Here is a 14,132-nt window from a genome sequence, read left to right as displayed (position 1 = left end):
GACACCGCCTCACCCTCCTCCGAGGCGGTGCGTCCGGCAAGCCAGTGAACTCACGCAGCCAGTTGCTGCGCGAAGCGACGCTCGAACGCCAGGCCGTTCGCGTCGAAGAGATGGCAATGGTCTGGCGTCGATCCCACCTTGAACGCCTCGCCGCGCTCGTGCCGCTCCAGCGGCGGAATGCGCGCGATCAGGCCATCGGGCGCGACCGGGCATTCGGCGTAGAGATAGGCGGCGTCGCCGAGCGACTCGACCGTCATCGCCTTCGCGCTCACGCCTTCCGCGCCCGTCATGATGTGCAGGTGCTCGGGGCGGATGCCCACCGTCACCTTGTCGCCCTCGCGCGCCTTGCCCGGCTCGACGCCCACCTTCTGCGTATCGCCCGTTTCGTAGCGCACGACGACGCCGTCGCTGCCGATCTGCTGCACCGTGCCGTCGAGGAAATTCATCTTCGGCGAGCCGATGAAGCCCGCCACGAAGCGATTCGCCGGCGCGTGATAGAGACGGTTCGGACTACCGACCTGTTCGACATTGCCCGCCGAGAGTACGACGATCTTGTCGGCGAGCGTCATCGCTTCGACCTGATCGTGCGTCACGTAGATCATCGTCGTCTTCAGTTCGTCGTGCAGACGCGCGAATTCGAGGCGCATCTTCACGCGCAGCGCGGCGTCGAGGTTCGAGAGCGGTTCGTCGAACAGGAACACCTTCGGCTTGCGCGTGATCGCCCGCCCGATCGCCACGCGCTGGCGCTGGCCGCCCGAGAGCTGCTTGGGCTTGCGGTCGAGCAGGTGGTCGATGTGCAGGATCTTCGCGGCGTTCTTCACGGCCGCGTCGATTTCGGGCTTCTTCGCGCCCGCGAGCTTGAGGCCGAACGCCATGTTGTCGTACAGCGTCATGTGCGGATACAGCGCGTACGACTGGAACACCATCGCGATGCCGCGCTTGGCCGGCGGCACGTCGTTCATGCGCGTGCCGTCGATCATCAGGTCGCCGCCGCTGATGTCCTCCAGCCCCGCGATCATGCGCATGAGCGTGGTCTTGCCGCAGCCGCTCGGGCCCACGAACACGACGAATTCGCCGTCGCCGATGTCGAGGTTCACGTCGCGCAGCACTTCGTTGTCGTCGTAGCGCTTCAGTACGTCTCTGAGGATCACGCTTGCCATGATGTGTCTCCGTTTCTGCTTAAGTCAGCTTAAGTCAGCTTAAGTCTGCTTAAGCCGGTTCAGTTCGAATGCGTTTGCGCCTGGTTCATCCATTGCGCCACCCGCGCGGGCAGCGTCGTCATGTCGTCGAAGATTTCGATTGCGCCCGCTTCGCGCAACTCGTGCGCGTGCGCGTCGCCACCTACGTGCGTGCCGCCCACGAAGCCGAGCACCGTCATGCCAGCGGCGCGCGCAGCGCTCACGCCCGTCACGCTGTCCTCGACCACGAGGCACGCAGCGGGCGCGACGTCCATGCCCTGCGCCGCCGCGAGATAAACGTCGGGCGCGGGCTTCGGCCGGGCGACGATATCGGCGCAGTACACACGCGCGCCAAAGAAGCGGTCGAGGCCGTTGCGCGTCAGCACCTCGCGCACCACCGCCGTGTAGCTGTTGCTCGCGCAGGCCTTGGTGAGCGCCACGGCTTCCAGCGCCGCCACGACGCCCGGGAACAGCGGCGCCTCGCGCGCTTCGGCCTCGGCCACGGTGCGGATCGCATCGACGTCGGCGGCGCTGAGGCTGCGCCCGAGCGCTTCGCCCGCGCCGCCCAGCACGCGCTCGATACGCTGGCCGAGCAGCGGCATGACGACGGGCGCCGCGTCCACGCCGGGCCAGCGCGCTTCGAGTTCGCGCACCAGCACGCGGGCCGCCACCGCTTCGCTGTCGATCAGCACGCCGTCGCAATCGCAGATCAGGGCTTGAATGGACATCGCATTGGCCATTACTTGACTGCCCCGAAGGTAAGGCCCCGCACCAGTTGCTTCTGCGACAGCCAGCCGACGATCAGCACCGGCGCGACCGCGAGCAGTGACGCCGCGGAGAGCTTCGCCCAGAAGAGCCCCTCAGGACTCGAGTACGAGGCGATGAACACCGTCAGCGGCGCGGCGTTCGAGCTGGAGAGGTTGATGCTCCAGAACGCTTCGTTCCACGAAAGAATGATCAACAGCAGCGCGGTGGATGCGAGCCCCGGCACGGCCATCGGCATGAGCAGATAGACGATTTCCTGCCAGGTGGCCGCGCCGTCCATGCGTCCGGCTTCGAGAATGTCTTTGGGAATCTCGTTGAAATACGTGTACGCCATCCACACGGCGATCGGCAAGTTGATGAGCGTGTAGACGATCACCAGTCCGCTCACGGTGTCGAGCAGCCCCGAGTTCTTCCACAGCAGGTAGATCGGCACGAGCACGCCCACCGAAGGCATCATCTTGGTGGAGAGCATCCACAGCAGAATGCCCTGCGTGCGCTTGTTCGGGAAGAACGCCATCGCGTAGGCCGCGGGCACGGCGAGGATCAGGCAGACGATCGTCACGCCGGCCGAAATCATCACCGAATTCCACGCGAACGCGAAGTAGTTGCTGCGCGCGAACACCTCCCGGAAGCTGTCGAGCGTCGGCAGGAAGAAGATCGTCGGGATATAGGCCTGCTGCTCGGTCTTGAACGCCGTGATCGTCATCCAGAAGATCGGGAAGAACAGTGCGATCGCGATCAGCCAGGCAAGCAGCCCCGGCAGCACGCGCCCGATGAACTGCATGGGCGAAGAATGGTTGACCGCGTCGGGCGATTGCGCGGGCGTAGCGGTAATCTGGCTCATTTTTCGTACTCCCCTTTGAGGTTGCGCGCGAGCATGCGCACGAGGAAGAACGACACGATGTTCGCCAGCACGACGGCGAGAATGCCGCCAGCCGAAGCGATGCCCACGTCGAACTGCTGCAGGCCCATCGAGTAGATCAGGTAAGTGAGGTTGGTGGTTGCGTTGCCGGGACCGCCGCCCGTGGTCGTGTAGATCTCGGCGAAGATCGACAGCAGGAAAATGGTTTCCATCATCACGACGACGGCAATCGCGCGCCGCAGGTGCGGCAGCGTGATGTAGAAGAACAGGGCGATCGGGCCCGCGCCGTCGATCTTCGCGGCTTCCTTCTGCTCCTGGTCGAGCGACTGGATCGCCGTGAAGAGAATGAGGAACGCGAACGGCAGCCACTGCCACGCCACGATCATGATGACCGCGGTGAGCGGATAAACGGCGAACCAGTCGATCGGTGTCATGCCCATCGAGCGCATCGCAATGGCCACGAGGCCGTACACCGGATGCAGGATCATGTTCTTCCAGATCAGCGCGCTCACCGTAGGCATCACGAAGAACGGTGCGATCGCGAACAGGCGCGCCACGCCCTGACCGATGAACTTGCGGTCGAACAGCACCGCCATCAGCACGCCGCCGACCACGGTGATCACGAGCACCGCCACGATCAGCTCGATGGTGTGCACGATCGACGGCACGAACGAGGGATCGGTGGCGAGGAACCTGTAGTTGTCGAAGCCCGCGAAACCCTTGAGGTCGGGGTTCAGCAGGTTGTATCGCGTGAACGAATACCAGATCGTCATCGCGAGCGGGATCGTCATCCACAGCAGCAGCACCGCCACGGACGGCGTCACGAGCCAGCGTGAGGCCGAGCGGCGCGATTCGACCTGCTGCGGTTTCTGTGGCGTGCGCGCTCGATTGAATATAGGCATGGGGAGATGGAGATGACGCATGAGGACCACCCTTCTCGGTTGCGCGCCTGTGCGGGGCACGGCGCGGCATCGGCTGTCGCGAGGGTGCGCGCCGCGCCGGGTGGCCCGGCGCGCACTTCGCGCTACTACACTGGCTGCCTGAACGGCGCAGCCTGACGTCTCGCAGTTACTTCTGATACCCGGCTTGCGCCACGGCGCGGTTGGCTGCGGCGTTACCCGCCGTGAGCGCCTGGTCGACGCTCATCTGCCCTGCCACGGCGCCTGCAATGCTCTGACCCACGACCGTACCGAACGACTGGAACTCAGGAATCCCGACGAACTGGATACCCGTGTACGGCACCGGCTTCGCGGTCGGATGGTTCGGATCGGCGGTCTGGATCGCCTTCAGCACGAACTCGGAGAACGGCGCGGCCTTCTTGTACTCGGGATTCTGATAGGTCGAAATCCGCGTACCCGACGGCACCGAAGCCCAGCCCTCGTCCTGCGCGACCATCTGGACGTATTCCTTCGACGTGGCCCATTCGATGAACTTCTTCGCGGCGTCCTGCGACTTCGACGACTTCGGAACGGCCAGCGCCCACGACCACAGCCAGTGCGCGCCATTGGGCGTGACTTCGGTCGGCGCGGCCGCGAAGCCGATCTTGTCGGCCACCTGCGACTGCTGCTTGTTGTAGAGGATGCCGGCCGCCACCGTCGCGTCGATCCACATCGCGCACTTGCCCGACGACATCAGCGTGAGGTTTTCGTTGAAGCCGTTCGAGCTGGCTCCCGGAGGGCCGTCCTTCTTCAGCATGTCGACGTAGAAGTTCACCGCCTTCTTCCACTCGGGCGAGGTGAGCTGCGCCTGCCACTTTTCGTCGAACCAGCGGCCGCCGAAGGTGTTCGCGACCGTCGTCACGTACGCCATGTTCTCGCCCCAGCCGGCCTTGCCGCGCAGGCAGATGCCGTAGGTGCCGGCGGACTTGTCGGTGAGCTTGTCGGCAAAGTCCTTGATCTGGTCATAGGTCGGCTGCTCGGGCATCTTGAGGCCCTTCTTGTCGAACAGGTCCTTACGGTAATACGTCATCGAGCTTTCGACGTAGAACGGCAGCGCGTAAAGCGTGCCGTTGTACGAGAGGCCGTCGCGCGCGGTCTTCACCACGTCGTCGAGGTCGTAGCTCGCGGGCAGGTTCGTCATCGGCACGATCCAGCCGCGCTTGCCCCATTGCGGCGCCTCGTAGGTGCCGATCATCATCACGTCGAACTGGCCGCTGTTGGTCGTGATGTCGGTGGTCGCGCGCTGGCGCAGCACGTTTTCTTCGAGAATCACCCAGTTCAGCTTGATGCCCGGATTGGCCTTTTCGAAGGCCGGCGAGAGCTTCTTCAGCTCGATCATGTCCGGGTTGTTCAACATGGCGATCGTGACGGTCTGCGCGTGCGCGGCGCTCGCCGCGGCGACGAGTGCACCCACACTCACCGCTCGACTTATGCACTTTGCGGCGGTCTTCATTGCTGGCTTCATGACGTTGTCTCCTTGTTCGTTGCGTTATGTCTTGCTGCAGCCGGGCTGCTGTCGTGATGCGTTGTGCAAGGGTTGCGGGAAAGGTCAACTCATCCAGTTTCCGCCGTCGACGTTGAGGGTCTGCGCGGTGATGTAATCGGCGTCGGTGGAAGCGAGAAAGAGCGCGGCGCCCGTGAGATCCCCGGGCAGGCCCATGCGCCCGAGCGGCACGGCCTCGCCCACGAGGCGCTTCTTCTCGCCGGGCGGACGATGCTCGTAGCGTGCGAAGAGCGCGTCGACCTGCTCCCACATGGGCGTATCCACCACGCCAGGCGCAATGCCGTTCACGTTGATGCGATGGGGCGCGAGCGCCAGCGCCGCCGACTGCGTGTAGCTCAGCACGGCGGCCTTGGTTGCGCAGTAGTGGGAGACGAGCGCTTCGCCGCGGCGGCCCGCCTGCGAGGACATGTTGATGATCTTGCCGCCCTGGCCCTGCTCGACCATGCGGCGCGCCACGGCCTGCATGAGGAAGAACATGCCCTTCACGTTCACTGCGAAGAGGCGATCGTACACGTCCCAGGATTCGTCGAGGAGCGGGCGCATGTCGAAAAGCGCCGCGTTGTTGAAGAGGATGTCGATGCGGCCGAAGCGTTCGACCGCGCTCGCCACGATGCGGTCGATGTCCTCACGGCGGGTGACGTCGGCGGAGATCGCGAGCACGCGCTCGGGGTACGCGGCGGCCAGCGCCGGCGCGACGGACCCGGCGGGCTTTACGTCGACGAGCACGCAGCGCGCGCCTTCGTCCAGATAACGCTGGGCGACCGCCTCGCCAATGCCGCTCGCCGCGCCAGTCAGCACGGCTACCTTGTCCTGCAAACGTCCGGCCGCTGGGGTCGCGGTGTGTGCCACAGGTTGTCTCCAATTTCGTTCGTGCGGGGCGCGCGGCAGGCACTCCCGAGGAGCCGCTGAGCGATCGCCCGACATGTGAGCATTTGCTCTGTCGTTGATCGAATGATCGGATACGAGTCGGAGACTGTCAAGGCGAACAAACGCGATTGGCCGAGATTTCGATGGTGCGACGCGCAAGCCTCGACGGGCTGCGGCCTGCAGATCCGGCCCCCTGACCGGATGGCGAGCTGACTCGCCAATCGAAGTGATACGTTATATCATCTCGCCTTCGCGACGCCGACGCGCCCGCGTCCGCTTTCAGGCTCCCTATAGACAAGGATAGAACCATGATCACGTTCAGCCGTGCCAACTGCACGCCCCGGGCTGCCACAACCGGCGCGCGCCGTCGCGTCACGCTCGCGCGCCTCGCGGGCGGGCTCGCTCTCGCGCTGGTCGGCGCGATCGGCGGCGCGAACGCGGCCCTGGCGGCGCAGGCCGGCAGCGCCACGATTCCCGTCGTTGCGGCGGAGAACTTCTACGGCGACGTCGTCAAGCAGATCGGCGGCAATTACGTGGACGTGACGAGCATCCTGAGCAACCCCGACCAGGACCCGCACCTCTTCGAGGCCAGCCCGAAGACCGCCCGCGCGCTCCAGAATGCGCGCGTGGTGGTGTACAACGGCGCCGATTACGACCCGTGGATGACCAAGCTGCTCGGCGCCACGGGCGCCGGCAAGAACGGCGCCAACCGCACGACGATCGTCGCGGCGGACCTCGTCGGCAAGAAATCGGGCGACAATCCGCACCTCTGGTACGACCCGAAGACCATGCCCGCCGTGGCGCGCGCGGTGAGCGCCGCGCTCGGCGCAGCGGACCCCGCGCACAAGAGCGTGTACGATGCCAACCTGGCAACGTTCCTCGCCTCGCTGCAACCGGTCGACGCCAAGGTCGCGGCGCTGCGCGCGCGCTACCAGGGGCAGCCCGTCACGGCCACGGAGCCGGTGTTCGGCTATATGTCGGATGCGATCGGCCTCGACATGCGCAACCTGCGTTTCCAGCTTGCGACGATGAACGACACCGAGGCGAGCGCCTCGGACATCGCCGCGTTCGAGCGCGACCTGCGCGAGCGCCGCGTGCGCGTGCTGATCTATAACAGCCAGGCGACCGAAGCGCTCACGCGGCGCATGCTGGCGCTGGCGAAGCAGTCGAAGGTGCCGTCCGTGAGCGTGACCGAGACCGAGCCGGCCGGCGTGAACTTCCAGCAATGGATGCTCGCGCAGCTCGACTCGCTCGACAAGGCGCTGGCAGCGGGAACAGCAGGGCAACACTAACCGTATTCAGCAAGGACAGACGTCATGACCGGGGCCGGCTCTTCGCCCACCGATATCGCTTCATCGCACCACGCACAGCACAACGGCGCCCACCGCGCGCCCACGCCTGTGCTCACGCTGGCGGGCGTGACGCTGACGCTCGGCGAACGCACGATCCTGCGCGACGCGAACTTCGCGGTGAACCAGGGCGAATTCATCGGCGTGCTCGGGCCGAACGGCGCGGGCAAGACCACGCTCATGCGGGCGATTCTCGGCCTCGTGCCGGCCTCGCACGGCGCGATCCGCGTGCTGGGCGAGCCGGTCGCGCGCGGCAACGCGAAAATCGGCTACATGCCGCAAACGCGCACGGCGCTCGCGAGCCGCCGCGTGCGCGGCCGCGACTTCGTGGCGATGGCCGCCGACGGCCACCGCTGGGGCCTGCCGCGCGCCGACGCCGCCACCCGCGCCGACGTGGCGCGCGTGCTCGACCTCGTGGGGGCGACCGCGCTCGCGGACCGTCCGCTTTCGGAGCTGTCGGGCGGCGAGCGCCAGCGCCTGCTGCTCGCGCAATGCCTGCTCGGCGACCCGAAGCTGCTGCTGCTCGACGAGCCGCTCATCAGCCTCGACCCCAACCACCAGCGCGGCGTGGTCGAACTCGTGCGCCGCGTGCAGCGCGAGCTCGGCATCGCGGTGCTGTTCTCCGCGCACGAACTCAACCCGCTCCTCAACGCGCTCGACCGCGTGCTCTATCTCGGCAACGGCGTGGCCGCGCTCGGCAGCGTCGATGAAGTCATCACCGCGCCCGTGCTCTCGCGCCTCTACGGCTCGCCGATCGAAGTGATGCGCATGAAGGGCCGCATCTTCGTGATGTCGGGCGACGTGGAAGTCGAAAAGCACGACCACGAGCATGAGCACGATCATGGCCACGACCATGGCGGCCACGGCCACGCGCACGGACACAGTCACGCCCACGGCAACAACAACGACAACACCCACGGCCACACGCACGATGCTTGAATACGATTTCATGGTGAACGCCTTCGCGGCGTCGGGCATCGTCGCGGTGCTCGCGGGCGTGGTGGGCTATTTCCTCGTGATGCGCGGTCAGACCTTCGCGGGCCACGCGCTCTCGCACGTGGGTTTCACGGGCGCGACGGGCGCCGTACTGCTAGGCGTCTCGCCGATGTGGGGCATGGTGGGCTTCACGCTCGCCGCCGGCGTTTCGATGGGCGCGCTCGGCGAAAAGCTCGCGGGCCGCGATGTCGCGATCGGCGTGATCCTTTCGCTGGCGCTCGGCTTCGGCCTCTTGTTTCTGCACTTCTTCACGTCGTATGCCACGCAGGTCACGGCGCTGCTGTTCGGCAACGTGCTCGGCGTGAACCGCGAGACGCTCGGCGTGCTGGCCGCCCTCGCCGTGGCGAGCCTCGCGGCGCTGGCCGCCATCATGCGGCCGCTGCTGTTCGCCTCGCTGCAGCCCGAACTCGCCGAAGCGAAGGGCGTGTCGCTGCGCGCGGTCTCGATGCTGTTCCTCGCCATCGCAGCGCTCGCGGTGGCCGCGTGCACGCAGATCGTCGGCGTGCTGCTCGTCTTCACGCTGATGGTCGGTCCGGCCGCCGCCGCGCAGAATCTCACCACGCGTCTGTCCACCGGACTCGTGCTCGCCGCGCTGCTCGCGCTCGTGCAGGCCTGGCTCGGCGTGACGCTCGCGTTCTACACCGACTGGCCCACCAGCTTCTGGATCACGGCGCTCGCCGCACTCGTCTACGGCGCGAGTCTGATCGGGCGTCGCTAGCACGCTGTACCCGCCATGAAAAAGGCGTTGCCCCTCGCGGTGGCAACGCCTTTTTTGCTGTTACGCCTCGCTCAGTAGAGCACGACCGAGCGGATCGACTCGCCCTTTTTCATGAGGTCGAAGCCGTGGTTGATCTGGTCGAGCGCGAGCGTGTGCGTGATCAGATCGTCGATGTTGATCTTGCCTTCCATGTACCAGTCGACGATCTTCGGCACGTCGGTGCGCCCGCGCGCGCCGCCGAACGCCGAGCCTTTCCATTGGCGGCCCGTGACGAGCTGAAACGGGCGCGTGCTGATCTCCTCGCCCGCTCCCGCCACGCCGATGATGAACGACTGGCCCCAGCCCTTGTGCGTGCATTCGAGCGCCTCGCGCATCACCTTCGTGTTGCCGATGCATTCGAACGAATAGTCGGCGCCGCCATCGGTCAGTTGCACGATGTAATCGACGATGTTCTCGACGTCGTTCGGATTGACGAAATGCGTCATGCCGAACTGCTTTGCGAGTTCGACGCGCTTCGGATTGATATCCACGCCGATGATCTTGTCGGCGCCCACCATCTTCGCGCCCTGAATCACGTTCAGGCCGATGCCGCCGAGGCCGAACACCGCCACGTTCGCGCCCGCTTCCATTTTCGCCGAGTACACCACGGCGCCCACGCCCGTCGTCACGCCGCAGCCGATATAGCAGACCTTGTCGAACGGCGCGTCTTCACGGATTTTCGCCACGGCGATTTCCGGCACGACGATGTAGTTCGAGAACGTCGACGTGCCCATGTAGTGATAGAGCGGCTTGCCGCCCAGCGAGAAGCGCGAGGTGGCGTCGGGCATGAGGCCCTTGCCTTGCGTCGCGCGAATGGCCTGACACAGGTTCGTTTTACGCGAGAGACAGAATTTGCACTGGCGGCATTCCGGCGTGTAAAGCGGAATCACGTGATCGCCTTTCCTCACCGTACCCACGCCCGCACCGACATCGACCACGATGCCCGCGCCTTCATGACCGAGGATCGCCGGAAAGATCCCTTCGGGGTCCGCGCCCGAGAGCGTGTAGTAATCGGTATGGCAGATGCCCGTCGCCTTCACCTCGATGAGCACCTCGCCGGCGCGCGGACCTTCCAGATCCACTTCCTCGATCGTCAGCGGGATCCCGGCTTTCCATGCGACGGCGGCTTTCGTCTTCATCTTCGCTGCTCCTGTGTCTCGGTGATGTCGATACGCCTCATCACGGTGCCGGTGCAAACCAGGTTCGCACGCGGCCATACAGATCGATGAAGCGCGCATAGCGCTGCGCGAGCGCGGCGTCCTCGCGCGGCGACGCCACCTGCGTCGCGGCCGGCGCAAGCGCCGCGAGGTCGCTCATGCGCCAGTGCCCGCAGGCGAGGCCGCCCAGCATCGCGGCGCCGCGCGCCGCTGCGTTCGGGCAGTCGATCGCGTAGAGGTCCGCCTCGAGCGTGTCGGCGAGCAATTGCCGCCAGCGCGCGTCCACGGAGCCGCCGCCCGCGAGCTTGAGCGTCGGCACACTGCGCGCATCCCGCGTGCCTCCATCGGCGCCTTCATGGGTGCTGCGCACGGCGTCGAGGCCCGCGCGCAACGCGAACGCGACGCCTTCGAACGCCGCGCGCATGAGCGTGCCGCGCGAGTCGCCGAGCGTTGCGCCGAGCCACCCGCCGCGCGCCGCCGGGTCGAGCCACGGCGAGCGCTCGCCGCTCAGGTAAGGCAGGAACGCGAGCGTCGCCGATGGCGGCACGGCGAACGCGTCCGCATAAGCCGAAGCCCAGTCGTAGGCCAGCCAGCCGCGCGCCGCCTCCAGCGCCACGCCCACGTTCTGCATGGCCGCCATGGTGTACCAGCCGCCCGTCGCCGAGCGGTAGCGATGCAGCCCGCGCCGCGCGGGCGGCTCGCTGCGCGCGGTCACGACGATCTGGCCGCCCGTGCCGGTCGTGAGGAGCGCGTCGCCTTCGTCGGCGAGGCCGCTGCCGAACGCGGCGCAAGGCGTGTCGCCCGCGCCCGTCGCGAGCACGATGCCGGCGGGCAGCCCGAGCGCCTGGGCGGCCTGCGCGCTCAGCGCGCCGATCGCTTCATGCGACGCGGCCAGCGGCGCGAACCACCGCGCCGGTAATCCCAGCCGCTCGATCAGCGCGAAGTCCCACGCGCCATCGGGCGCGGCGAGCGCCGTCGCGCACGCGTCCGAGGGATCGGCTTTGACTGAGCCACCCAGCGCGACACGCAGCCAGTCCTTCGGCTGCAGCGCCCAGCGCGCGGCTTGCGCGACTTGCGGCTCATGCTGCAGGACCCAGCGCAGCAGCGGCCCCGCCATGCCGGGCGCAACGGGGTTGGGCTGCGCGTGTTCGGCGTCGTCGGGCCAGGCATCGAGCAGCGCATGCGCGCGCGTGTCGGGCCAGAGCATCGCGGGGCGCAACGCGCGGCCCGCTTCGTCGGTGAGCACGATGCCGTGCATCTGTCCGGAAAAGCCAATCGCCCGCACCGCGGCGCGCTCGCTCTCGGGCAGCCGCGCGCAGGCCGCGACGAGCGCGTCCCACCAGCGATCCACGGCGATCTCGGCCCAGCCGGGCTGCGGCGTTTCGAGCGCGTAGGCCACGCTCGCGGCGGCGCGCTCGACGCCATCGCCATCGATGATGCCGAGCTTGAGTGAACCAGTGCCGAGGTCGATACCGAGAAAACGCGTCTGCGATGGGCTCATGAGGAACGATATGCGAGGTGGGTGAGAACGGGAAAGGCCATCATAACGGCGAGATGCGCGGTGCCAAATGCGCGTTAAGCGGGGCTTTCAAACCTGCCGCGAACTCGCGCGCAACACAGCCGATTTCGACGCGAAAAACGTCCATTCGCGGGTTAACCCCGTGGGTCGCCGCGCGATGCAAAATGGCTCACATTGCGCATTCGAAATAGAGATCATAACGGCGCAGCCATATGTGACATGACCCGCTGGGCATCGCCGCCCTGCGCTCGACGCACCCTCACACGCTCTGGCATGGCGACGCGCCGCCAAGCCCACGCCGCGGCGCCCACCGCGCGAAGGCGCTCAACCGCCGCAAACAGGGGCTTCCCGCCTTGCGCCGCCACACGCGCGGTCCAAAACAGCATCTTGTGAAGCCGTCACGAAGCGGCCGCGCACGGCCTCCGCGCGCCGATCCCACCCTTATGTCGCCGGCCCATACCGACGCGCGCATATCGTCGCCGGAAAGCACGGAATAGTCTCCAGTGGTCTTGTTGCATATTTTCTTACCGCATACCTTGGAGGCCATATCCTTAAACCAAGAGACGGAGACAGACGACATGCAAGCCAAGGGCATTGAGGACCAGGCCGCCCAGCGGTCTGGCCAGAAGCAGGTCCATCCCTGCGACGAGCGCCTGCCGTTTAGCCAGTTGCTGACACTCGGCATCCAGCACGTGCTCGTGATGTACGCAGGTGCGGTGGCCGTGCCGCTCATCGTCGGCGGCGCGATCGGGCTGCCGAAGGACCAGATCGCCTTTCTCATCAGCGCCGACCTGTTCGCCTGCGGCATCGCCACGCTGATCCAGACGCTCGGCCTGTGGATCTTCGGCATCCGCCTGCCGGTGATCATGGGCTGCACGTTCGCCTCGGTGGGCCCGATGATCGCCATCGGTACCAATCCCTCGCTCGGCCTGCTCGACATCTTCGGCTCGACCATCGCGGCGGGCGCGATCGGCATCGTGATCGCGCCGATGATCGGCAAGCTGCTGCGCTTCTTCCCGCCGGTCGTGGTGGGCACCGTGATCGCGGTGATCGGCCTCTCGCTGATGGAAGTGGGCATCAACTGGGCCGCGGGCGGCGTGGGCAACCCCGACTATGGGAACCCCATCTACCTCGGCCTCTCGCTGCTCGTGCTGATGCTGATCCTGCTCATCAACAAGTTCGGGCGCGGCTTCATCGCCAATATCTCGGTGCTGCTCGGTATCGTCGCGGGCTTCGCCATCGCGCTCGCGCTCGGCCGCGTGAATCTCGAAGGCATGGCCACCGCGCCGTGGGTCGGCATCGTCATGCCGTTCCACTTCGGCATGCCGAAGTTCCACATCCTGCCGATCGCGACGATGGTGATCGTGATGTTCGTGACCTTCATCGAATCGACGGGCATGTTCCTCGCCGTGGGCGACATGGTCGAGCGCCCCGTCGATCAGGCCACACTCGTGCGCGGCTTGCGCGTGGACGGTCTCGGCACGATGATCGGCGGCATCTTCAACTCGTTCCCGCATACGTCGTTCTCGCAGAACGTGGGCCTCATCGGCGTGACGGGCGTGAAGAGCCGCTATGTGTGCGCGATGGGCGGCGTTATTCTCGTGCTGCTCGGCCTCTTTCCGAAGATGGCGCAGATGGTCGCCTCCGTGCCCGCCTTCGTGCTGGGCGGCGCGGGCATCGTGATGTTCGGCATGGTGGCGGCGAACGGCATCAAGGTGCTCTCGCGCGTGGACTTCGTGAAGAACCAGCACAACCTCTTCATCGTGGCCGTGAGCGTGGGTTTCGGCCTCGTGCCGGTGGTGTCGCCGCACTTCTTCGCCAAGCTGCCGCCCGCGCTTTCGCCGCTGCTCCATAGCGGCATCCTGCTCGCCTCGGTTTCGGCGGTGGTGCTGAACCTGATCTTCAACGGTGCGAAGAGCGAGAAAGCCGCCGAGCGCGCCATCCGCCGCGCCGGACACGATCTCGAAGGCCGTCTCGACACGGAGCAGGCGCCGGATACGGGCCACGAAATGCCGCGCTCGGCCGCGCACTGAGTCGATCTCGCTGTACTGATCGAAGCGGGTTTGAACGTATTGAGTTGACGCGAGAGGTGCCCCGCTCGCAGGTGCCCATCCATACACAGGCGGGCGGGGTCTTTTGCTGGTTCGGCGCCATGGGAAACCATGGCGCTTTTTTTTCGTCCTTGCGTTGCGCACGCCCACGCGCAAAAAAAACGCCACGGTCTCCCGTGGCGTTCTGGC

Annotated in this window: 11 protein-coding genes and 1 pseudogene; 4 read left to right on the top strand and 8 right to left on the bottom strand. The window is 66.4% G+C overall.

Going from position 1 to position 14,132, the window contains the following annotated elements; genetic code table 11:
• Positions 1-50 precede the first annotated feature (50 nt).
• From AB4Y40_RS10530 to AB4Y40_RS10505, 6 genes and pseudogenes are all read right to left on the bottom strand, one after another.
• Positions 51-1,160, bottom strand: a complete 1,110-nt coding sequence (locus tag AB4Y40_RS10530; protein WP_368687616.1) for an ABC transporter ATP-binding protein — start codon at positions 1,158-1,160, stop codon at positions 51-53.
• A gap of 59 nt (positions 1,161-1,219) precedes the next feature.
• Entirely contained in the window at positions 1,220-1,906 is a 687-nt protein-coding gene (locus tag AB4Y40_RS10525; RefSeq protein WP_368687615.1) for an HAD family hydrolase, read from the bottom strand.
• 11 nt (positions 1,907-1,917) lie between these two features.
• On the bottom strand, positions 1,918-2,787 hold the full coding sequence (locus AB4Y40_RS10520) for a carbohydrate ABC transporter permease (RefSeq protein WP_254317055.1): 870 nt from the start codon (positions 2,785-2,787) through the stop codon (positions 1,918-1,920).
• A pseudogene (locus tag AB4Y40_RS10515) lies at positions 2,784-3,641 on the bottom strand (carbohydrate ABC transporter permease); the annotation flags it as partial. The gene AB4Y40_RS10520 and the pseudogene AB4Y40_RS10515, both read right to left, overlap by 4 nt.
• 232 nt (positions 3,642-3,873) lie before the next feature.
• Positions 3,874-5,208, bottom strand: a complete 1,335-nt coding sequence (locus AB4Y40_RS10510) for a sugar ABC transporter substrate-binding protein (RefSeq protein WP_342921163.1) — start codon at positions 5,206-5,208, stop codon at positions 3,874-3,876.
• 84 nt (positions 5,209-5,292) lie between these two features.
• The gene (locus AB4Y40_RS10505; protein WP_368687614.1) at positions 5,293-6,096 is read right to left on the bottom strand and encodes an L-iditol 2-dehydrogenase; all 804 of its coding nucleotides are present in this window, start codon (positions 6,094-6,096) and stop codon (positions 5,293-5,295) included.
• 326 nt (positions 6,097-6,422) lie between these two features.
• Between AB4Y40_RS10505 and AB4Y40_RS10500 the strand changes: the two genes are divergently transcribed.
• Genes AB4Y40_RS10500 through AB4Y40_RS10490 form a run of 3 tightly spaced genes read left to right on the top strand, consistent with a single transcriptional unit; the run spans position 6,423 to position 9,177 of the window.
• Positions 6,423-7,406: a metal ABC transporter solute-binding protein gene (locus AB4Y40_RS10500; protein WP_368687613.1), complete on the top strand. Its 984-nt coding sequence runs from the start codon at positions 6,423-6,425 to the stop codon at positions 7,404-7,406.
• 24 nt (positions 7,407-7,430) lie between these two features.
• Positions 7,431-8,402 (top strand): ABC transporter ATP-binding protein, encoded by a 972-nt coding sequence (locus AB4Y40_RS10495; RefSeq protein ID WP_368687612.1) that lies wholly within the window; start codon positions 7,431-7,433, stop codon positions 8,400-8,402.
• A complete protein-coding gene (locus tag AB4Y40_RS10490; protein WP_028205927.1) occupies positions 8,395-9,177 on the top strand; it encodes a metal ABC transporter permease in 783 nt (260 codons plus the stop codon). Before AB4Y40_RS10495 ends, AB4Y40_RS10490 begins: the two co-directional genes overlap by 8 nt.
• 71 nt (positions 9,178-9,248) lie before the next feature.
• Here the strand turns inward: AB4Y40_RS10490 and AB4Y40_RS10485 are convergent, their stop codons facing one another.
• Positions 9,249-10,355 carry an S-(hydroxymethyl)glutathione dehydrogenase/class III alcohol dehydrogenase gene (locus tag AB4Y40_RS10485; protein ID WP_368687611.1) on the bottom strand — a complete coding sequence of 369 codons (1,107 nt, stop codon included), beginning with the start codon at positions 10,353-10,355 and terminating at the stop codon, positions 9,249-9,251.
• Positions 10,356-10,395: 40 nt separating this feature from the next.
• On the bottom strand, positions 10,396-11,874 hold the full coding sequence (locus AB4Y40_RS10480; RefSeq protein ID WP_368687610.1) for a xylulokinase: 1,479 nt from the start codon (positions 11,872-11,874) through the stop codon (positions 10,396-10,398).
• Between the two features lie 596 nt (positions 11,875-12,470).
• On the opposite strand from AB4Y40_RS10480, the gene AB4Y40_RS10475 reads away from it, so the two are divergent.
• Positions 12,471-13,925 carry a nucleobase:cation symporter-2 family protein gene (locus tag AB4Y40_RS10475; protein ID WP_368687609.1) on the top strand — a complete coding sequence of 485 codons (1,455 nt, stop codon included), beginning with the start codon at positions 12,471-12,473 and terminating at the stop codon, positions 13,923-13,925.
• Positions 13,926-14,132 lie beyond the last annotated feature (207 nt).

Origin of the sequence: Paraburkholderia sp. EG287B (genome assembly GCF_040965595.1) — a bacterium.
Taxonomy (GTDB): Bacteria; Pseudomonadota; Gammaproteobacteria; order Burkholderiales; family Burkholderiaceae; genus Paraburkholderia.
Note: the sequence above shows the minus strand (reverse complement) of the source record. Positions and strands in the feature narration are given on the sequence as shown.